The sequence below is a fragment of the Escherichia sp. KS167_9B genome, from assembly GCF_030295215.1.
In the GTDB taxonomy this organism is placed as follows: domain Bacteria; phylum Pseudomonadota; class Gammaproteobacteria; order Enterobacterales; family Enterobacteriaceae; genus Escherichia; species Escherichia coli_F.
Genome location: NZ_AP025754.1, coordinates 3801967 through 3823048 on the forward strand (window position 1 = coordinate 3801967; position 21082 = coordinate 3823048).

24 protein-coding genes are annotated in these 21082 nt (G+C 49.6%); 14 read left to right on the forward strand and 10 right to left on the reverse strand.

Going from position 1 to position 21082, the window contains the following annotated elements; translation table 11 throughout:
- Window positions 1-94: 94 nt before the first annotated feature.
- The 12 genes from exuR to QUE34_RS19090 all read left to right on the forward strand — a co-directional run bounded on the left by exuR (window position 95) and on the right by QUE34_RS19090 (window position 7055).
- Window positions 95-871 carry a transcriptional regulator ExuR gene (gene exuR, locus QUE34_RS19035; protein WP_000406496.1) on the forward strand — a complete coding sequence of 259 codons (777 nt, stop codon included), beginning with the start codon at window positions 95-97 and terminating at the stop codon, window positions 869-871.
- A gap of 239 nt (window positions 872-1110) precedes the next feature.
- Entirely contained in the window at window positions 1111-1194 is an 84-nt protein-coding gene (gene yqiM / locus QUE34_RS19040; RefSeq protein ID WP_211180508.1) for a protein YqiM, read from the forward strand.
- Between the two features lie 21 nt (window positions 1195-1215).
- Window positions 1216-1878, forward strand: coding sequence for a DedA family general envelope maintenance protein YqjA (yqjA, locus tag QUE34_RS19045; RefSeq protein ID WP_000422149.1), 663 nt, complete (start codon window positions 1216-1218; stop codon window positions 1876-1878).
- Between the two features lie 3 nt (window positions 1879-1881).
- The gene (mzrA, locus tag QUE34_RS19050) at window positions 1882-2265 is read left to right on the forward strand and encodes an EnvZ/OmpR regulon moderator MzrA (protein ID WP_032303821.1); all 384 of its coding nucleotides are present in this window, start codon (window positions 1882-1884) and stop codon (window positions 2263-2265) included.
- A 146-nt stretch (window positions 2266-2411) separates the two neighbouring features.
- Window positions 2412-2780, forward strand: coding sequence for a DUF1090 family protein YqjC (gene yqjC, locus QUE34_RS19055; RefSeq protein WP_001352920.1), 369 nt, complete (start codon window positions 2412-2414; stop codon window positions 2778-2780).
- A gap of 37 nt (window positions 2781-2817) precedes the next feature.
- Window positions 2818-3123 carry an ElaB/YgaM/YqjD family protein gene (locus QUE34_RS19060; protein WP_000031415.1) on the forward strand — a complete coding sequence of 102 codons (306 nt, stop codon included), beginning with the start codon at window positions 2818-2820 and terminating at the stop codon, window positions 3121-3123.
- Window positions 3124-3125: 2 nt separating this feature from the next.
- Complete coding sequence (locus QUE34_RS19065; protein WP_000785722.1) at window positions 3126-3530, forward strand: phage holin family protein; 405 nt, start codon at window positions 3126-3128, stop codon at window positions 3528-3530.
- Window positions 3520-3819 (forward strand): YqjK-like family protein, encoded by a 300-nt coding sequence (locus tag QUE34_RS19070; protein ID WP_000096086.1) that lies wholly within the window; start codon window positions 3520-3522, stop codon window positions 3817-3819. The genes QUE34_RS19065 and QUE34_RS19070 overlap by 11 nt, the downstream gene beginning before the upstream one ends.
- A gap of 186 nt (window positions 3820-4005) precedes the next feature.
- Window positions 4006-4398, forward strand: coding sequence for a DoxX family protein (locus QUE34_RS19075; RefSeq protein WP_000732238.1), 393 nt, complete (start codon window positions 4006-4008; stop codon window positions 4396-4398).
- A 424-nt stretch (window positions 4399-4822) separates the two neighbouring features.
- On the forward strand, window positions 4823-5809 hold the full coding sequence (gene yqjG / locus QUE34_RS19080) for a glutathionyl-hydroquinone reductase YqjG (RefSeq protein WP_032303822.1): 987 nt from the start codon (window positions 4823-4825) through the stop codon (window positions 5807-5809).
- 282 nt (window positions 5810-6091) lie between these two features.
- Window positions 6092-6457: a DUF805 domain-containing protein gene (locus QUE34_RS19085; protein WP_000384145.1), complete on the forward strand. Its 366-nt coding sequence runs from the start codon at window positions 6092-6094 to the stop codon at window positions 6455-6457.
- Window positions 6458-6698: 241 nt separating this feature from the next.
- Entirely contained in the window at window positions 6699-7055 is a 357-nt protein-coding gene (locus tag QUE34_RS19090; protein WP_001198788.1) for a DUF805 domain-containing protein, read from the forward strand.
- A 50-nt stretch (window positions 7056-7105) separates the two neighbouring features.
- Here QUE34_RS19090 and yhaJ read toward each other — a convergent pair whose 3' ends face one another.
- Entirely contained in the window at window positions 7106-8002 is an 897-nt protein-coding gene (yhaJ, locus tag QUE34_RS19095; RefSeq protein WP_001603817.1) for a DNA-binding transcriptional regulator YhaJ, read from the reverse strand.
- A 104-nt stretch (window positions 8003-8106) separates the two neighbouring features.
- Here yhaJ and QUE34_RS19100 point away from each other — a divergent pair, with 104 nt between their 5' ends.
- Both QUE34_RS19100 and QUE34_RS19105 read left to right on the forward strand, forming a co-directional pair.
- Window positions 8107-8808: a pirin family protein gene (locus tag QUE34_RS19100; protein ID WP_032303823.1), complete on the forward strand. Its 702-nt coding sequence runs from the start codon at window positions 8107-8109 to the stop codon at window positions 8806-8808.
- Between the two features lie 22 nt (window positions 8809-8830).
- Window positions 8831-8995, forward strand: a complete 165-nt coding sequence (locus tag QUE34_RS19105) for a protein YhaL (protein ID WP_001306007.1) — start codon at window positions 8831-8833, stop codon at window positions 8993-8995.
- 132 nt (window positions 8996-9127) lie between these two features.
- Here QUE34_RS19105 and cyuA read toward each other — a convergent pair whose 3' ends face one another.
- From cyuA to tdcA, 9 genes are all read right to left on the reverse strand, one after another.
- Entirely contained in the window at window positions 9128-10438 is a 1311-nt protein-coding gene (gene cyuA / locus QUE34_RS19110; protein WP_032303824.1) for a cysteine desulfidase, read from the reverse strand.
- A 27-nt stretch (window positions 10439-10465) separates the two neighbouring features.
- Complete coding sequence (locus QUE34_RS19115; protein WP_000401598.1) at window positions 10466-11797, reverse strand: SLC5/6 family protein; 1332 nt, start codon at window positions 11795-11797, stop codon at window positions 10466-10468.
- Window positions 11798-12072: 275 nt separating this feature from the next.
- Window positions 12073-13437, reverse strand: coding sequence for an L-serine ammonia-lyase (tdcG, locus tag QUE34_RS19120; RefSeq protein ID WP_000622095.1), 1365 nt, complete (start codon window positions 13435-13437; stop codon window positions 12073-12075).
- A gap of 71 nt (window positions 13438-13508) precedes the next feature.
- On the reverse strand, window positions 13509-13898 hold the full coding sequence (locus tag QUE34_RS19125) for an enamine/imine deaminase (protein ID WP_000719990.1): 390 nt from the start codon (window positions 13896-13898) through the stop codon (window positions 13509-13511).
- A 13-nt stretch (window positions 13899-13911) separates the two neighbouring features.
- The gene (gene tdcE, locus QUE34_RS19130) at window positions 13912-16206 is read right to left on the reverse strand and encodes a 2-ketobutyrate formate-lyase/pyruvate formate-lyase (RefSeq protein ID WP_032185175.1); all 2295 of its coding nucleotides are present in this window, start codon (window positions 16204-16206) and stop codon (window positions 13912-13914) included.
- Window positions 16207-16239: 33 nt separating this feature from the next.
- Complete coding sequence (gene tdcD, locus QUE34_RS19135) at window positions 16240-17448, reverse strand: propionate kinase (RefSeq protein ID WP_032303826.1); 1209 nt, start codon at window positions 17446-17448, stop codon at window positions 16240-16242.
- A 25-nt stretch (window positions 17449-17473) separates the two neighbouring features.
- On the reverse strand, window positions 17474-18805 hold the full coding sequence (tdcC, locus tag QUE34_RS19140; RefSeq protein WP_000107721.1) for a threonine/serine transporter TdcC: 1332 nt from the start codon (window positions 18803-18805) through the stop codon (window positions 17474-17476).
- A 21-nt stretch (window positions 18806-18826) separates the two neighbouring features.
- Complete coding sequence (gene tdcB / locus QUE34_RS19145; RefSeq protein WP_000548345.1) at window positions 18827-19816, reverse strand: bifunctional threonine ammonia-lyase/L-serine ammonia-lyase TdcB; 990 nt, start codon at window positions 19814-19816, stop codon at window positions 18827-18829.
- 98 nt (window positions 19817-19914) lie between these two features.
- Complete coding sequence (gene tdcA, locus QUE34_RS19150; RefSeq protein ID WP_000104211.1) at window positions 19915-20853, reverse strand: transcriptional regulator TdcA; 939 nt, start codon at window positions 20851-20853, stop codon at window positions 19915-19917.
- Window positions 20854-21082 lie beyond the last annotated feature (229 nt).

Genomic DNA, 21082 nt, shown 5'->3' on the forward strand with positions numbered 1-21082 from the left:
CCTTCTCAGGCGGCTTTTTCATCACTGCGAGTAGAGCTAAACTCGCAAAAGTGGTATAACAAATATAGTCTGCCGTATCATGCCTGGAGCGCATATGGAAATCACTGAACCACGCCGTTTGTATCAACAACTTGCCGCTGATCTGAAAGAGCGCATCGAACAGGGCGTCTATCTGGTGGGTGATAAACTGCCTGCTGAGCGCTTTATTGCCGATGAAAAAAACGTCAGTCGCACCGTGGTTCGTGAAGCCATCATCATGCTTGAAGTTGAAGGCTATGTAGAGGTGCGTAAAGGCTCGGGTATTCATGTGGTTTCCAACCAGCCGCGCCATCAGCAGTCGGCTGACACTAATATGGAATTCGCCAATTACGGTCCGTTTGAGCTGCTTCAGGCACGTCAGCTCATCGAAAGTAATATTGCCGAGTTCGCAGCGACCCAGGTAACCAAACAGGACATCATGAAACTGATGGCCATCCAGGAGCAGGCGCGCGGCGAACAATGCTTCCGTGATTCCGAATGGGATTTGCAGTTCCATATTCAGGTTGCCCTGGCGACGCAGAACTCCGCCCTGGCAGCCATCGTTGAAAAAATGTGGACCCAACGTAGCCATAACCCATACTGGAAAAAACTGCACGAGCATATTGATGCCCGTACTGTCGATAACTGGTGCGATGACCACGATCAGATCCTCAAAGCGTTAATTCGTAAAGATCCCCATGCCGCGAAGCTGGCAATGTGGCAGCATCTGGAAAACACCAAGATCATGTTATTTAACGAAACCAGCGACGATTTCGAGTTCAATGCCGACCGCTATCTGTTCGCCGAAAATCCCGTTGTGCATCTTGATACGGCCACCAGCGGCAGCAAATGAAATCCCCATTCGGCAGGCGCAACGACGCGCCTGTTTGCCTCGTCGGTAAGCGAAAAGTATAAAGTGTCAGCCTGTGTAAATCCTCTCGCCACCCTCCCCTGCATTCAGCAAAATCAGACACCACGGACATGTAATTTTGATAACGAACAACGTTGACCTTTGTTACAATTAGATTCAATTTGAATTTATGCTTTTGAATGCTTTCTTATCTCACGATTTAACAGGGAATAGTTCAGGCTGTGTTGATGTATCAAACCCGCAGAACATACCAAAACAGCAATAACATTGCGGTAGTGCATCTTTTAAAACCAGCGTGGCGTTAACCGATTCACCAGGAATAATGAATGGAACTTTTGACCCAATTGCTGCAAGCCCTGTGGGCGCAGGATTTTGAAACCCTGGCCAATCCGTCGATGATTGGCATGCTCTATTTTGTTTTATTTGTAATTTTGTTCCTTGAAAACGGCTTGCTTCCGGCGGCCTTTTTACCGGGCGACAGTTTACTGGTGTTGGTCGGCGTATTGATTGCGAAAGGCGCGATGGGCTATCCGCAAACGATTCTGCTACTGACCGTTGCCGCCAGCCTCGGCTGCTGGGTCAGCTATATTCAGGGGCGATGGCTGGGCAATACCCGCACCGTACAAAACTGGCTATCTCATTTACCCGCGCATTATCATCAACGCGCACACCATCTTTTTCATAAACACGGTTTATCGGCGCTGTTAATTGGTCGCTTTATTGCGTTTGTCAGAACACTGCTGCCGACGATTGCCGGGTTATCAGGGCTGAATAACGCGCGCTTTCAGTTCTTCAACTGGATGAGCGGTCTGCTGTGGGTATTAATCCTGACAACTCTGGGTTACATGCTCGGCAAAACGCCGGTATTTTTAAAGTACGAGGACCAGCTGATGTCATGCCTGATGCTGCTCCCGGTGGTGCTGCTGGTGTTTGGCCTGGCAGGTTCTCTGGTCGTGTTATGGAAAAAGAAATATGGAAATCGGGGGTAAGGGATGCTAATACCTCGCATGTCGCTTCGCCAGCTAACCTGGTCCGGCGCTGTTTTACTTCTGGTCGGCACGCTGTTGCTGGCCTGGTCCGCGGTTCGCCAGCAAGAGTCTACGCTGGCGATTCGTGCCGTTCATCAAGGCACAACGATGCCAGACGGTTTTTCAATCTGGCATCACCTTGACGCTCACGGCATCCCTTTCAAAAGCATCACCCCTAAAAACGACACTCTGTTAATTACGTTTGACTCCAGCGACCAGAGTGCCGCAGCAAAAGCGGTTCTCGACAGAACATTGCCCCATGGCTACATCATTGCGCAGCAGGACAATAATAGTCAGGCTATGCAGTGGCTAACCCGATTGCGGGATAACTCTCATCGCTTCGGATAACTTCCTGTTATCCGAAACAGATCACTCACTTTGGTGATTTCACCGTAACTGTCTATGATTAATGAGGCGGTGGTTAACACTACCGCTTCGTTGTCTGGACAATCGTTCCTTTGTAATAGGTCCGAATCACAATGGAAGGTTCAAGAATGAAATACCGCATCGCTTTAGCTGTTTCTCTTTTTGCTCTTAGTACCGGTAGTTATGCCACTACCCTGTGTCAGGAAAAGGAGCAAAATATCCTTAAGGAGATCAGCTATGCCGAAAAACACCAAAACCAGAATCGTATTGACGGTCTGAATAAAGCCCTGAGTGAAGTCCGGGCCAACTGTTCAGATAGCCAGCTGCGTGCCGATCATCAGAAGAAAATCGCAAAGCAGAAAGATGAGGTGGCGGAACGCCAGCAAGATTTAGCCGAGGCGAAGCAAAAAGGCGATGCCGATAAGATTGCCAAACGCGAACGGAAACTGGCAGAAGCGCAGGAAGAGCTGAAAAAGCTGGAAGCGCGCGACTACTAACTCACAATAGTCACTACTTACTCACCTGGAGAAAACTATGTCGAAAGAACACACTACGGAACATCTGCGTGCTGAGTTGAAATCCCTTTCCGATACGCTGGAAGAGGTGCTTAGCTCATCTGGCGAGAAGTCGAAAGAAGAGTTGAGTAAGATTCGTAGCAAAGCGGAGCAGGCACTGAAACAGAGCCGTTATCGCCTGGGTGAAACCGGTGATGCCATTGCCAAACAAACCCGTGTCGCGGCGGCGCGTGCCGATGAGTATGTGCGTGAAAATCCGTGGACGGGCGTGGGCATTGGCGCTGCAATCGGTGTAGTGCTCGGCGTTCTGCTGTCGCGTCGTTAATTATGGCGGACACTCATCACGCGCAAGGGCCCGGTAAAAGCGTTCTGGGCATCGGGCAGCGAATTGTTTCCATCATGGTTGAAATGGTGGAGACACGTCTGCGGCTGGCGGTGGTGGAGCTGGAAGAGGAAAAAGCCAATCTCTTTCAGCTTTTACTGATGCTGGGCCTGACGATGCTTTTCGCTGCATTTGGTCTTATGAGCCTGATGGTGCTGATTATCTGGGCGGTTGATCCGCAATATCGCCTGAATGCGATGATTGCCACCACCGTGGTGTTGCTGCTACTGGCACTCATTGGCGGTATCTGGACGTTACGTAAATCGCGTAAATCCACCTTACTGCGCCATACGCGCCATGAGCTGGCAAACGATCGGCAACTGCTCGAGGAGGAGTCCCGTGAGCAGTAAAGTCGAACGTGAACGACGTAAGGCGCAACTGCTTAGCCAGATCCAGCAACAACGGCTGGATCTTTCCGCCAGTCGTCGTGAATGGCTGGAGGCGACAGGCGCTTATGATCGTCGCTGGAATATGCTGCTGAGTCTGCGCTCCTGGGCGCTGGTTGGCAGTAGTGTGATGGCTATCTGGACGATTCGTCATCCCAATATGCTGGTCCGCTGGGCCAGACGCGGTTTTGGTGTATGGAGCGCCTGGCGTCTGGTGAAAACAACCCTCAAGCAACAACAGCTTCGCGGTTAACTTCCTCTCTGGCCGGAGACATTCCGGCCTTATTCCTCAAATTTTTTGAAAATATTTGACAGTTTTCCTTGCTAACAATCACGCTTCGCCACGTTTATGATTCTCTCCATCGAAAGCAACGACGCTAATACCGCGCCCTTGCACAAAAAAACAATCAGCAGCCTGAGCGGCGCAGTGGAGAGTAAGATGAAAAAATTAGAAGATGTTGGGGTACTGGTCGCACGCATTTTAATGCCGATTCTGTTTATTACGGCAGGTTGGGGAAAAATTACTGGCTACGCGGGTACGCAACAATATATGGAAGCGATGGGTGTCCCAGGCTTTATGCTGCCACTGGTGATTCTGCTTGAGTTTGGTGGTGGTCTGGCAATCCTGTTTGGTTTCCTGACACGTACCACTGCCCTGTTTACTGCGGGCTTTACGCTGCTGACGGCATTTTTATTTCACAGCAATTTTGCAGAAGGCATGAACTCGCTGATGTTTATGAAAAACCTGACTATTTCTGGCGGATTCCTGCTGCTGGCGATTACCGGTCCGGGCGCGTATAGCATCGACCGTCTGTTGAATAAAAAGTGGTAAGTACGCGCTATACTTAACGATAAAAAACGAGGGGGAACACTCCTCGTTTCAGATTGTTGACAAAGTGCGCGTTGTTCATGCCGGATGCGGCGTGAACGCCTTGTCCGGCCTACAAAAACATGCAAATTCAATACGTTGCAGAAACCTCGTAGGCCTGATAAGCATAGCGCATCAGGCAGTTTTGCGTTTGCCATCAGTCTCAAACGAGGAGAAACGCTCCTCGTTTCAGATTGTTGACAAAGTGCACGTTGTTCATGCCGGATGCGGCGTGAACGCCTTATCCGGCCTACAAAAACATGCAAATTCAATACATTGCAGAAACCTCGTAGGCCTGATAAGCATAGCGCATCAGGCAGTTTTGCGTTTGCCATCAGTCTCAAACGAGGAGAAACGCTCCTCGTTTTTGCTATTGGAGGAGAGAAAAATGGGTCAACTGATTGACGGCGTCTGGCATGACACCTGGTACGACACCAAATCCACCGGCGGTAAATTTCAACGTTCAGCTTCCGCATTTCGTAACTGGCTCACTGCCGATGGCGCGCCAGGCCCCACTGGCAAAGGCGGTTTTGCCGCAGAGAAAGATCGTTATCATCTCTATGTTTCACTCGCCTGCCCGTGGGCGCACCGCACGCTGATCATGCGTAAACTCAAAGGGCTGGAACCGTTTATTTCCGTTTCCGTAGTGAACCCGTTAATGCTGGAAAACGGCTGGACCTTTGATGACAGTTTTCCGGGAGCAACCGGCGATACGCTCTATCAACATGAATTTCTGTATCAGCTTTATCTCCACGCCGATCCACACTACAGCGGACGAGTTACTGTTCCCGTACTCTGGGACAAGAAGAACCACACCATTGTCAGCAACGAATCAGCGGAAATCATCCGCATGTTTAATACCGCGTTTGATGCGCTGGGTGCGAAAGCTGGAGATTACTACCCTTCAGCCCTGCAAACGAAAATTGACGAACTTAATGGCTGGATTTACGACACCGTTAACAATGGCGTGTATAAAGCCGGTTTTGCCACCAGCCAGCAAGCCTACGACGAGGCGGTGGCGAAAGTGTTTGAATCGCTGGCGCGACTGGAACAGATTTTAGGTCAGCACCGTTACCTGACCGGCAACCAGCTAACCGAAGCCGATATTCGCCTGTGGACCACGCTGGTGCGTTTTGATCCAGTGTATGTGACCCACTTCAAGTGTGATAAGCACCGCATCAGCGATTACCTGAATCTGTATGGCTTCCTGCGCGATATCTACCAGATGCCGGGAATTGCCGAAACCGTCAATTTCGATCACATCCGTAATCATTACTTCCGCAGCCATAAGACCATCAACCCTACGGGGATTATTTCAATTGGTCCGTGGCAGGATCTCGATGAACCGCATGGACGAGATGTTCGCTTCGGTTAAAAAAAGGCACCTTACGAGGTGCCTCTGATAATTAGCTAAGTGCGTGTTGTTCATGTCGGATGCGGCGTAAACGCCTTATCAAACCTACAAAACATTTATATTCAATATGTTGCAATGACCGCGCAGGCCAGATAAGCGTAGCGCATCTGGCAATTTTGCGCTTGCCCTTATCCTTCACAGCGCCTTATTAATTCATCGAGATAATATTTACTGCCATTTCATTCACGTCTATTCTTAATTTGCTGCTTTAAAAACAAGTGATTGAGCAAAATTGAGGCAAAAATGGACTGGTATCTGAAAGTACTAAAAAATTATGTCGGTTTCCGGGGCCGTGCGCGGCGCAAAGAGTACTGGATGTTTATTCTGGTCAACATCATCTTTACGTTCGTGCTGGGGCTGCTGGATAAAATGTTAGGCTGGCAACGCGCCGGTGGCGAAGGCATCCTGACGACAATCTACGGTATTCTGGTGTTTTTACCATGGTGGGCAGTTCAGTTCCGCCGCCTGCACGACACCGACCGCTCGGCGTGGTGGGCACTGCTGTTCTTAATTCCGTTTATCGGCTGGCTGATTATCATCGTCTTTAACTGCCAGGCAGGTACGCCAGGCGAAAACCGCTTTGGACCAGATCCGAAACTGGAACCTTAAAACAAATCTCCTCGCCGGATGTCTGACTCATCCGGCTTTTATCATCATGTTGATGAATAAATAATCTACTAATGTTTATTTAAATTATTTCAATGTCGTTATATAAATTACATATAAAAAACGGCCATGTATTTATCTTAAATATCAAAACCTTTATAACATCCGAAAAAGAAAGATACGAATAGCATTTACTCCATCTCCGGAATAGACTTTCGCAACTTTTAATTAAAGGGATGTTTTTATGCAGTGGTATTTAGCCGTATTAAAAAATTATGTTGGTTTCTCTGGTCGTGCACGTCGTAAAGAGTACTGGATGTTTACTCTGATTAACGCCATCGTCGGCACTATTATCAATGTCATTCAATTGATTTTAGGTTTAGAGTTTCCATTCCTTTCTCTCATTTACCTGGCAGCAACAATCATTCCGGTCATTGCTCTGTGCGTTCGTCGTCTGCACGATACTGACCGTTCAGGTGCGTGGGCGCTTCTCTATCTGGTACCGGTCATTGGCTGGTTAGTTCTGTTTGTATTTGCCTGTTTAGAAGGCAATTCTGGCAGCAATCGTTACGGAAACGATCCGAAGTTTGGTTCAAATTAATCTTAGAATTGGGGCGATATTTCGCCCCTTTTTATTAAAAATAACAAATATTATTTTCCGCTAAAAAGTTTGGGAATTTCCCGCAGACACCAGGATTTCGCTTCCCCCATACTGTCACGACGCCAGGCCATAATAATATCGATCTCGCTGGTCGATTCCGGGCTGACGACACGCAACCGCCCTTCCGCAATATCTTTTTCGACCATCGGATACGGCATCGTCGCCACGCCAAGCCCCGCCAGTAATGCCTGACGTTTATCTTCAATCGTGCTCACCGTTAAGCGCGGCTGTTTGTCCAGCAGCTGTACGGTCAACACCGGGCGCTCACGAGCGGTATCCGCCACCGCAATTCCACGATATTTCACGCGCGTCACTTCAGATAACGGTTCCGGCTCCTGATGAATCGGGTGATCAGGCGCGGCAACATAGACGTTCATTAAGGTATAGAGTTTGCGCGAGTTGATCTCCGACGAGGAGCGAAAATGCATATCCGGCGCGATAACAATATCCGCCCGCCCCTGCTCCAGCCGTTCCCACGCCCCTGCCAGCACTTCAGTGATGATTGCCAGTTGGGTATTGGCTTTTACCGCCAGTTTGTCAATTAACGGGAAAAAGGCAGGTGTCGGTACCAGCGCTTCGGTCACAATGGTGAGATGCGTTTCCCAACCGCGCGCGAGAGCTTCCGCATCGGTAGTCAGTTTATCTGCGGCTTCCAGCAAAACGCGCCCTCGCTCCAGCAACATTCGCCCGACATTGGTGAATTTGGTGCGATGGCCCGAGCGGTCAAACAACACCACATCCAGCTCTTCTTCTAGTTTTTGCATGGTGTAGCTAAGTGCGGAAGGCACGCGTCCCAGCTCATCCGCCGCCGCCGCAAAACTGCCCCGGCGATCGATCGCATCCATAACCCGTAGTGCTTCCAGCGTTAATGCCCTTTCTTTGGCCATTTCGTTCTCATTCAGGAAATTTGAACATACCGGGCAGAATATCTGGCTAACAATGTAGCGTCCAGCCCCTTACCATAAAAGGAAGTAAAGAGAGGTCAAGAATTATGATTACTACCCGAACTGCCAGGCAGTGTGGACAAGCAGACTACGGATGGTTGCAGGCCCGGTATACTTTTTCCTTTGGACACTACTTCGACCCGAAATTGTTAGGTTATGCCTCCCTGCGTGTGCTTAACCAGGAAGTTCTGGCCCCAGGTGCCGCCTTTCAGCCACGAACCTATCCCAAAGTCGATATTTTAAATGTGATTCTGGATGGAGAAGCTGAGTATCGCGACAGCGAAGGCAATCATATTCAGGCCTACGCAGGTGAAGCGTTGCTGCTCTCTACCCAGCCGGGTGTCAGCTATAGCGAACACAATCTCAGCAAAGACAAACCGTTAACGCGAATGCAGCTTTGGCTGGATGCCTGCCCGCAGCGAGAGAATCCGCTGATTCAAAAGCTGGCGCTTAATATGGACAAGCAGCAATTAATCGCCTCGCCAGAGGGGGCGATGGGAAGCCTGCAGTTGCGCCAGCAAGTATGGCTGCATCATATTGTGCTCGACAAAGGCGAAAGTGCGAATTTCCAGTTGCATGGACCACGCGCGTATTTGCAATCGATTCACGGGCAATTTCATGCGCTTACGCATCATGAAGAGAAAGCGGCGCTGACCTGCGGTGATGGGGCGTTTATTCGTGACGAGGCTAACATTACGCTGGTTGCCGATTCCCCACTGCGCGCTTTGCTGATAGATTTGCCTGTCTAGTTGTTTTTACAGGGAGATGAAGATGAGTAAAAAATCGGCCAAAAAGCGTCAGCCGGTGAAGCCCGTGGTGGCGAAGGAACCGGCTCGCACCGCCAATAATTTTGGCTATGAAGAGATGTTGAGCGAACTGGAAGCCATTGTCGCGGATGCTGAAACGCGTTTAGCCGAGGATGAAGCTACCGCGTAAAGACAAGTTGCCGGATGCGGCGTAAACGCCTTATCCGGCCTACAAAACCAGCAACATCAACAAATTGCACAACTCGTAGGCCAAATAAGATGCACCAGCATCGCATCCGACACGATACCCAAAACCAGGCGTTTATCTGGCCTTGCTCGCCATAATCTCGATAATCTGCCGATCCGTTTGCTGCATCGAATGGCTTGCCAGCGCACACAGGTTGGCAATCGACTGCTCAACATCATGCGCCACAATACCTTCATTACCGGTCACAGCGGTATCATCCAGCGCCATTAACACTGCTTTCCACGCAGCCGAAGCACTGGTCGAAACCTTCATCGCGCAGCTGTTGGACGCACCATCGCAAATCATGCCGCTGACATCGCCGATCATACTACTGATCGCCATCGAGATGGTTTCATAACGCCCATCCACCAGCCATGCCATCCCGGCGGCGGCCCCCATTGCTGCGGTCGTTGCGGCACAAAGCGCAGACAAACGCGGTAACTGGTTATGGATGTAAATCGCGCTCAAATGCGAAAGCATCAGCGCACGCGCCAGCCGTTCATCATCGGCCCCGAAGTGTTCTGCTACCACCACCACAGGCATTGTTGCAGTGATCCCCTGGTTACCCGAGCCGGAGTTACTCATTGCCGGAAGCGTAGCACCGCCCATACGCGCATCGGATGCCGCGCTGGTACGAATCACAATGGATGAAGAGAGATCTTTCGCCAGCAAACCGCGTGCACACTGTTTCTCCAGCGTCGCGCCAATATGTAGCCCCCAGTTACCACTCAAACCTTCCTGCGATAACGCGCAATTTAACTTCGCGGAATCGAGAATAAAGCGGATCGCCGAAAACGGCACTTCATTGACGAACTTCAGGATCTCAGCCAGCGTCGTTCTGGAGAGCACCGTCAGTGGCGACTCTTGCTCGCCCTCTGCCACACTGGCCTGCTGGGTAAACACCACGCCATTGTGCGTCTCAATATGCACAATGTTGGTATGCCCGCCAACGATGGTGACACACGCCCACTTCTCACCGCTCCAGACTTTGGCGCGTGAGAAGAGGATTTCATCGCAAGGTTCCTGGATCTTAACCGAGACTTTCCCCGCCGCCAGCAGTGCTTTGGCATCGGCAATTGCCTGCGCCGTTGCGTCTTTCAGCACCTCCAGCCCGGCATTGGCATTACCACCTAACGCGCCCAGCGCCGCCGCAATCGGCAGCCCCACCATTCCCGTGCCGGGAACGGTGACGCCCAGACCGTTCTTCATCAGATTTGGCGAAACCCAGGCTTCTACACGTTCAACCGGACCTTCCAGTTTTGCCGCAGCAACCGCCGCCGCCAGCGCCAGTGAAATTGGTTCAGTACATCCCAGCGCCGGTTTTACTTCCTCCTGAACGGCGAGGATGTAACGCTGCCATAACGGATTTAAAGTCGAATCAAACATAATAAAAACCTTAAAATTTCAGGTAAATCAAGAAAATGCCAGGAACGGAGATACACAAAGCAACAAACCAGTGACGATAATCAGGTACAGAGACATCCCTTTGTATTTGTGCAATGCCGGTACTTTGTAAACCAGCCACGCCGGGATCAAGCACCCTACCATGCCGAAAATCGGGCTACAGATAGAGGTGAAGCTCAACACCGGTGCGTTCAGTACGATGGCGCTCCAGGCCAGCAAAATGGCGAAAATCATGATGCCGCGCTGAACGAGATTTTCGTTAATCTTCTCGGCGGGCATCTTACGACGCAGGATGTTCATTACGATCCCTTGCGTTGCTTCGCGAAAACCTAAATAGACACCAAAGAATGCAGTCATTACGGCAAAAATATTAAGAATGACGCTGACCACTTTCACCCACGCTGCGCCGTCACCGCTAATAAACTGCGCCGCAATTGCCAGCGCGGAAATATTCTGCTCGTAGGCTTTTACCGCTTCGTCATGTCCCATCGCCAGCGTGAACGACACGGCGTAGAAAAAGACGGTGACAAACAAAATGCCAAACGCGATATTCATTGCCCGCAATGCTTTATGCCGCGCCACTTCAATTGATTTTTCCCGCGAGCGATAAGAGATCACCATCGGGCTTAACGTCTGGATAAACAGAATCGACGTCAGGGTAAACGGCAGAGTAATAATGGCGTTTTTCACCAGTAGCCCCAGCGGCGGTAGCGAACCGACGTTATACAGATGCCACATTCCCACCATCGACACGCCCAGCGCCGCAACCACCAGCAGCTTAGTCAGCACCATGCCAGTCGAAATTTTGAATAACAATTTCTCGCCGCGTGAGGAGATCGCCACCAGAATGCAAATCAGTACCAGACCATAAAAGGGACTGTCTGACAGCAACCCTTCCGTCACACCGAAGGTATGCAGGTAGGAAGCACTATCGTTGGTGATGGCGGTGGAATAGACGAACATCCAGATCACCAACATCACGAAATAGAGCGCACCTAACAGGATGCCCCAGTTTTTACCTAAATAACCGCTGATGACGCTGGGGTAATCTTTACACTCTGGTGATTCTGCCAGCGTATTAATAAACAACCGCTGAAACAGATACATTGCCGGGTAACCAATCACCGATGAGAGCAAAAATACCCACAATCCCATCAAACCGACCTGCACCGGGAGAAAAACAATCCCCGCGCCAATCGCCATCCCGATACTCATAATCACCCAGCCGGTGTCAGTACTGTCGAATTTGATCGCTTCTCGCCACTCGCTCTCACTCATTCCAGCACGACCTGCCGGGGTCGAAGCGTCTGCAATGACGCCTTTATTCGATGCAATTTCCATAATTTCTCGCTCAATATTTTGTAGGGCTTATTATTTTTTTCCGAGCCGCATCAAGGCGATATGCGGTCTACATTTTTGCAGGCGAGTTATTAGAATAAGGAAATGATACGCGCGAGGTCAGAGAAAATCTTCACAATCAAGACTTTGAAATAACGGAGATGGATAAGAATTTTCTACTAAATTAACCGCAAGAGAATATTCATTCTCTATTTGCGGCAGATCACAAAAAAAAAGGTGCACATTTGTGCACCCAAGGATGAAAGCTGACAGCAATGTCAACCGCAGACCACTTTAATGGCCAGTCCTCCGCGTGATGTTTCGCGGTATTTATCGTTCATATCTTTGCCGGTTTCATACATCGTCTCGATCACTTTATCGAGTGAAACACGCGGTGCCGAGGTGCGGCGCATCGCCATCCGCGCAGCGTTTACTGCTTTCACGGCATTAATGGCATTACGTTCAATACATGGGATTTGCACCTGTCCGGCAACCGGATCGCAGGTCAGACCAAGGTTATGCTCCATCGCAATTTCCGCCGCATTGCATACCTGCGCAGGACTGCCGCCCAGTAGTTCAGTTAACCCTGCCGCCGCCATTGAACAGGCCACGCCAATTTCCCCCTGACAGCCGACTTCCGCGCCAGAGATGGAAGCGTTCATTTTATACAGCGCGCCAATAGCCCCCGCTGCCAGTAGATAGCGGGCAATCGACCGCTCATTTACTGGGCGACGGAACTTATCATAATAAGCCAACACAGCCGGAATAATGCCGCACGCCCCATTGGTCGGCGCTGTTACTACGCGCCCACCGGCTGCGTTTTCTTCACTCACTGCCAGCGCGTACATGTTGATCCAGTCGATGACGTTCATCGGATCGTTAGAGATGTTATCGCTGGAAACCAGCTGGCGACGCAACGCAACGGCACGACGAGGCACATTAAGCGGTCCTGGCAGCACGCCTTCGGTATTCATCCCGCGTTCAATGCCGTCGTGCATCACTTGCCAGATACGGGCAAACCCGGCATCAATTTCCGCTTTGCTGCGCAGCGCCAGCTCGTTGTGCATCATTAGGCCAGAAATAGACAGGCCGTTGTAATCACACATTTTCAGCAGTTCACCTGCTGAGTGAAAATCGTAAGGTACGAGGGTTTCGACATCGTGCGACAGACCGAAGTGTTCTTCTTCAACGATAAATCCGCCACCGACTGAGTAGTAAGTTTTGCTTAATAGCTCTTTCTGCCCATTCCAGGCAGTAATCCGCATCCCGTTCTCATGACGAGGCAACATTTCAGGATGGAAAACAATGTTCTTTGCTACAGGAAAATCAACAACATGCGCCCCAGAAGCCACCGGCAACCGCCCGCTGCGCGTCACTAACTCAATAAATGCAGGGATCTCATCAATAACAACATCCTGCGGACTGTTTCCTGCTAGTCCCATGATGATGGCGACATCCGTGGCATGGCCTTTGCCCGTCAGTGACAACGACCCGTACAGATCGACCATAATATGGCTCGTCGCGGTTAATAAGCCGCTATTTTCCAGCCGATCAATAAAACTTTTTCCGGCATTCATCGGCCCCACGGTATGCGAACTGGAGGGTCCAATCCCAATTTTGAAAATATCGAATGCACTAATCATATCCACACCCTCGGATTGCCGTTCAGTGAAGTGGAGCGGAACGACCTTGCGACCGTCCCGCTCACGAGGCTTTACGCACTACGTACTGCGATGGCTTCAATTTCCAGCTTCACATCTTTCGGCAAACGCGCGACCTGCACACAGCTCCGGGTCGGGTAGGTCGCCTGATGCTCATCGAAGAACTGCTTATAGACTTCATTGATGGTGGCAAAATCATTCAGATCGGTGATGAACACGGTCATCTTGATGATATCACCCACGCTCAGCCCGGCAGCAACCACGATCGCTTTGACGTTTTCGAGGCTTAAACGCGCCTGATCTTGCACATCAGCCGGGATCTCACCTGTCTGCGGGCAAACCGGAATTTGCCCGGAGGTGAAGACCATGCTGCCTAAATCAACACCCTGAACATAAGGGCCGATTGCGCCTGGGGCACGTTGCGTTTCGATAATCTTTTTCATACATCCTCCGGCGTCAGAGCGCCTGGGTAAAAGTACGTGAAATAACATCTTGTTGCTGTTCACGGGTCAGTGCGTTGAAGCGCACGGCGTAGCCAGAGACACGGATTGTCAGGTTAGGATATTTTTCCGGGTGCTCGATGGCATCCAGCAGCATTTCCCGATTCATTACGTTGACGTTGAGGTGTTGACCGCCTTCGACATCCGCTTCGTGGTGGAAATACCCATCCAGCAGGCCGACAAGGTTGGTTTTACGTACTGGATCTTCTTTGCCCAACGCCGCCGGGACAATTGAGAAGGTGTACGAGATACCGTCTTTGGCGTAAGTGAACGGCAGTTTCGCCACCGACGTCAGCGAGGCCACGGCACCTTTACGGTCACGACCGTGCATCGGGTTAGCGCCCGGTGCGAACGGTGTTCCGGCGCGACGACCGTCCGGCGTGTTACCGGTTTTCTGCCCGTACACCACGTTAGAAGTGATAGTCAGAATCGACTGGGTAGGGACGGCGTTGCGATAGGTCGGCAGCGCTTTAATTTTCTTCATAAAACGTTCAACGAGGTCGCAGGCAATACTGTCTACACGCTCATCATTGTTGCCGTACTGCGGATATTCGCCATCGATTTCAAAGTCCACCGCCAGGCCGTTTTCGTCACGGATTGGTTTCACGCGGGCATATTTGATGGCAGACAGGGAGTCCGTCGCCACTGACAGGCCCGCGATGCCACACGCCATAGTGCGATAGACATCACGATCATGCAGCGCCATCAGCGAGGCTTCGTAGCTGTACTTGTCGTGCATGTAGTGGATGATGTTCAGCGCGCTGATGTACTGCACCGCCAGCCAGTCCATAAAGTGGTCGAGGCTGTCCATCACTTTGTCGTAGTCCAACACGTCGTCCATCAGCGGTGCTGTTTTTGGGCCGACCTGAATCTTCAGCTTCTCGTCCACCCCGCCGTTAATTGCGTAGAGCAGCGTTTTCGCCAGGTTAGCGCGTGCACCAAAGAACTGCATTTGCTTACCAATCACCATCGGGCTAACGCAGCAGGCAATCGCGTAATCGTCGCTGTTGAAGTCAGTACGCATCAGATCGTCGTTTTCATACTGCAAGGAAGAGGTGACGATAGACACCTGCGCGGCATATTTTTTGAAGGCGATCGGTAATTCTTCCGACCACAGAATGGTCAGGTTTGGTTCCGGTGCTGGCCCCATAGTGTGCAGGGTGTGCAGATAACGGAAAGAGTTTTTGGTCACCAGCGTACGACCGTCCAGCCCCATCCCACCGATCACTTCCGTCGCCCAGATCGGGTCGCCAGAGAACAGCGAATCAAATTCCGGCGTACGCAGGAAGCGCACCATACGGATCTTCATAATGAAGTGGTCGATCAGTTCTTGTGCCTGCTGCTCATTGAGCACGCCAGCTTTAAAGTCGCGCTCAATGTAGATATCGAGGAACGATGCCGTACGGCCAAGAGACATTGCGCCGCCGTTCTGTGATTTCACTGCCGCCAGGTAAGCGAAGTAAAGCCACTGCACCGCTTCCTGCGCATTCTGCGCCGGACGGGAGATATCAAAACCGTATTTCGCCGCCATTTCCTGAATCTGCAACAGCGCACGACGATGTTCCGCCAGCTCCTCACGCAGACGGATAGTGGCTTCGAGATCTTCGCCTTTTTCCAGACGAGACTGGAGATCGGCAAATTGCAGTTCGCGTTCACGTACCAGATAACTGATGCCGTAAAGCGCCACGCGGCGGTAGTCACCGATAATACGCCCACGACCATAACCGTCTGGCAAACCAGTCAGTACACCCGATTTACGGCAGCGCAGCATATCCGGTGAGTACGCATCAAATACGCCCTGATTATGGGTTTTACGCAGATCGGTAAAGATGTACTCAAATTCACTGTCCATTTCACGGCCATATGCGTGGAATGAACTTTTAATCATATTAATACCGCCGAACGGATGCAGCGCGCGCTTTAATGGTGCATCCGTTTGCAGGCCAACAATTTTTTCCAGCGGCTGGTCAATATATCCCGCATCATGAGCGGTAATAGTGGTGGCAATATTAGTATCGAAATCCAATGGCGCGTGAGTCGCGTTTTCGATACGGATGCCTTCCATTACTTTTTCCCACAATTCCGTGGTGGCTGGCGTCGCTTCGGCGAGAAAAGATTCATCGCCTTCATACGGTGTATAGTTATGTTGAATAAAATCGCGGACATTAATTTCGTTTTTCCAGTCCGTACCTTTAAAGCCAAGCCATGCGTCGGCGTACAGCTTATCGCTGGTATCAATATCTACCTTCATGAAAAATAATCTCTCTACAATACTTCAACTAAATTATGCAAATTCTGCGGGCGCGTTAACTTTGCCTAAATGAATGGCATCCAAAGCAATCATTTTTTCTTCGTTAGTCGGAATAACGGCGCAAATGACACGCGCATTTTCACTAGAAACAATTCGCTCACCAAAGGAGTTAGAGCGGTTATTCATTTCTGTATCAATCTCTACGCCTAATACAGCCAAATGCTCCATGACCAAACGACGAATTAAACTTGAGTTCTCTCCTATTCCGCCGGTGAATATAATTCCATCCAGGCGACGTAATGAGGCTGCGTGTCCGGCAATATGACGGGCAATTCGGTGAACAAAGGTTTTAATTGCCAGTTGCGCGCGTTCGTGTCCTTCATGCCACGCTTTTTCCAGAACACGTAAATCCGAAGAAAGACCGGAAATACCTAATAATCCCGACTCTTTATTCACTACGCGTTCCAGGTCACTCAGGCTCTGGTTGGTTTGACTGGCGACCCAAGACATCGCCCCAAAGTCGACATCGCCACTGCGGGTACCCATCATCAAGCCTTCCAGCGGCGTCATTCCCATTGAGGTGTCAACACTCTGACCGTTGCTAACTGCGCAGATTGACGCGCCATTGCCAAGATGCGCCACGACCAGGCCGGAGTCATCTTCCGCCAGATTCAGCAAAGAATGCGCGCGCTGGGAAACGTAGCGGTGCGACGTGCCGTGGAAACCATAACGGCGTACACCTAACTCTTCATAATATTTCCACGGCAGGCCGTATAAATAAGCTTCCGGAGCCATCGTCTGGTGGAAACTGGTATCAAATACCGCCACCTGAGTTACGCCCGGGAATAATTGCTGCGCCGATTCAATACCACTTAAATTGGCGTAATTATGCAGGGGTGCCAGTGGAGAAACGCGACGGATATTATCAATGACTTCATCGGTAATAATGGCGGACTCGGTAAAAATACTGCCGCCGTGAGCGATGCGGTGGCCAATTAAGGCCACGCTGTCATTTAAATTCCGTTTTTCCAGTTCAAATGCAATTGCCTTCAATGCACCTTCGTAGCTGTGGTGAGCCAGCGGTGCTGGCTCTCCCCCATTTACGGATAAGAATGCATTTTCCGAGTTAATACCGTCGGCAATACCTGACATTAATACTTCACAGTCGCTGGCATCGAGCACGGAAAACTTAATCGAAGACGAACCACAGTTAATAACCAAAACAACCGGAAATTCATTCATCTCTTTTCTCATCCTGAGTTACGGATTAAAACAGTTTGTATACGATGTTCAGGATGGTCAGCAGACCAATCACGGTAACAAACACGTTATCCAGACGACCACGGTATTTCGCCAGAGACGGCGCTTTACGGATGGCATACATCGGCAACAGGCACAGCAGGGATGCGATAATCGGCGCGCCCATGGCTTCAATCAGGTCGAGGATGTTCGGGTTGGCGTAGGCAACAACCCAGGTGGAGCCCATGATGAAAATCATGCTGAGAGTATTCAGTTTACCCAGCGACACTTTGGTTTTGTCACCTTTATAACCGAACTTCAGAATCAAACCATTCAGACCTTCCAGCGTCCCCAGATAGTGACCGAAGAAAGATTTGAAAATAGCCACGAGTGCGATGATGGAAGCTGCATATTCCAGTGTAATTGCAAACGTTGTTTTGGTACCGGTCATGGACGCAAAGTGGTTAGCCAGATAAGAAAGCACTGGAATATTCTGCGCTTTCGCTTCAGCCATATTCGCCGGAGACAGCGTAAACAGGCAGCTAAAGGCAAAGAACATCACCACTGCAACCATCAGCATACTGGCGCGAGAGATGATTTGTGAACATTTACGCTCGGTGAAATCGCGACCAAAATCTTTCTCATACTCTTCACGTTTAGAAACCACGAAGGAAGAGACGATTGGCGAGAAGTTAAAGGAGAAAACCATGATGGAAATCCCCAGCCAGACAGTGATCAGGATACCGTCATGGCCGGTTAACGACAGCGAACCGAGGTCAACCTGGTCGATAACTGCAGAGTTCCAGTAAGGGATCAGCGATAGAGAAATCAGCACCAGGCTGGCGATAAACGGCCATACCAGGTAGCTCATCACTTTAACCATCAGATCCTTACCAAACCAGATGACGAAAGCCATCAGCAGCAACAGGAACAGCGCCACAAAGCCGCGATTCAGCGGTGCAAAGCCGAGCTGGTTTTCCCAGAACGTCATAAAGGTATTGGTAATAGTAACGCCATAAATCCACAGCAGTGGGCAAATCGCGAAGAAGTACAGGAACGTGATAACCACGCCGCCAGTTTTACCAAAATGCTCTTCCACCGTTTCCGTAATGTTGCCGGAAGGGTTAGAGCCAGAAAGACACAGACGCGCCAGCGCCCGGTGGCAATAAAATGCAATGGGGTATGCCAATACCAACATCAGAAGAATCGGGATCAGTCCGCCAAAACCTGCGCGGATAGGGAAGAACAGCACCCCGGCGCCGATTGCCGTACCAAACAAGCCTAACGTCCATGTGGTATCTGATTTACGCCAGGACGATTGTTTTGTCTGGCTGGATACAATGCTATCTGAAGTACTCATATCCTATCCTCAACGAATTAATTAAGCGTCAACGAAACCGGTGATTTGAGAGACGCGAGAAAGATCGATATTGCCGCCGGAAATAATACTGACGGTTTTTCTGTTTTGAATATATTGGTCTAATTTACCGCTTAATAATGCAGCACATGCCAGAGCGCCTGCGCCTTCGGTGACGACTTTATTGCGCTGAATTAAGGCAATCATACTGTTTCTGATTTCGTCTTCGCTGACCAGCACGATGTCATCGACTAATTCACGAACGATTTCGTAAGTTAAATTACCCGGGCGGGCGACATCACAACCATCCGCCAGGGTGCCGGTAGTTCGGTGCGTGGTTATTTCTCCGGAGTGGAAAGAAGCCGCCATGCCGTGAACGTTTTCTGACTGTACACCAATAACACGAATAGTCGGGTTAATTGATTTAATCGCTACCGCAATACCAGCAATTAAACCGCCACCGCCAATTGGCACAATCACGTTATCGACATCATAGAGATCTTCCATAATTTCCAGACCAATCGTTCCCTGACCGGCAATCACTTTCGGATCATCATAAGGTGGGATAAAAATACGGCCTTCCATTTCGACAATTTCGCTCACTTTAGCGATAGTGTCGTTGAAGTTATCACCATGCAAAACAACTTCAGCGGAGTAGTCGCACGTTGCCGCTACTTTGGATTTCGGCGCGCCTTTTGGCATCACCACTTTACCGTCGATACCCAGCATCGCGCAGGAGAGCGAAACCCCTTGCGCATGGTTGCCCGCAGAGCAGGCCACTACACCTTTACGTTTTTCCGCATCGGTCAGTGAACTTAATTTATTAAATGCGCCACGAATTTTAAATGAACCGGTACGCTGCATGTTTTCGAATTTGAGGAATATTTCACCTTTGCAACGTTCACTAAAATAGTTGGAGCGAGGCATGCCTGTTTTATAAATTCGCCCAGCCAGTCGTTGTTTTGCTTCAATGATGTCATCAATAGCAACCGGGAGATCGTATGTAATATGCATTATAAAACCTCTTAGCCTGAATTAAATATGTAGGTAACCGTAACCGACACCTGCAAAACAGACAGGTGGATTATTTATGTTTAAATAAAAACAAATAACTAACCAACTTCAATTAATTGCCTTCGTCTACACCCATTATAAGATGAATACTCTTTGGCTAATTCCACCAAAACCGATGCTGCTTTTTTAATACGATAATTTTTCGACCATACCGCGGCATATTGTGCCACAGGTAATGTTTCTTCAACCGGAATAGTAATAAATTGATTAGAACCAAAAGGTGAAGTCATATCACAAGGAATTACAGTTAAGAAATCAGCATTGAGAACAAGATTATAAATTGTCACGACTGAGTCGGTTTTAACGATGTTTTCAATACTGATGCCATTTCTTTGTAACGTGGTGAGCAGCTCGCTGTAGTACCCCATATTGGTTTGTGGCAACACCCACTGTTCGTTCTTCAACGACTCCAGCGTGGTGGTGCCGGTGCATGTTCGGGACTTACTGGCTACCAGCACAAACTCGGACTCGAACAGTGGCTCAACATGTAAATCCTGAAGCTTCATTTCTGCGCTTAACGTACCAATCGCAAAATCCAGGCGACCGTCGCGGATTGCCGGTAGGAACGAAGACAGTTGCGCTTCATACATAGAAACCTGCGCTTTCGGGAACACCTCTTTGAACTTGTTGATCATCCCGGACATAAAAGTAAAACCAATCAATGAAGGAAAACCAAACGAGACTTCCACCACCGCCTCAGAAGACATACCGCTTATCTCATTCACCATATTTTTCATTTCACGGGTAATGGATTCGGAACGGGAGAGTAACAATTGACCGGCAGGTGTTAATGTTACACCGGTATTTTTCCGCACCACTAATTCCACACCAAAATAGTCTTCAATATCGTTAATGATTTTACTGACGGCGGGTTGAGTTAACCCTAATTCTTTTGCAGCCGAGCCGATAGAGCCACTTCTAATGACTTCCTGAAAGACTACCAGATGCTGCGTTTTCGGAAGAAGAATAGTGCTCATAACTACCTACGTTAATAACCTCATTGACGGCATGAAGTGTATCAAAATGAAATGAACAGGATATGTGCGACCACTCACAAATTAACTTTCAATACTTTTCTGGATATCACTGTATCAATTAAATGCTTTTATATATCAATAAGTTAAAGTATATAAATCAGCATAAACCCTGATTTTTGTCAAAAAAAATGACAGGGATAACCATATTTTATGGCGATAACATCATTCG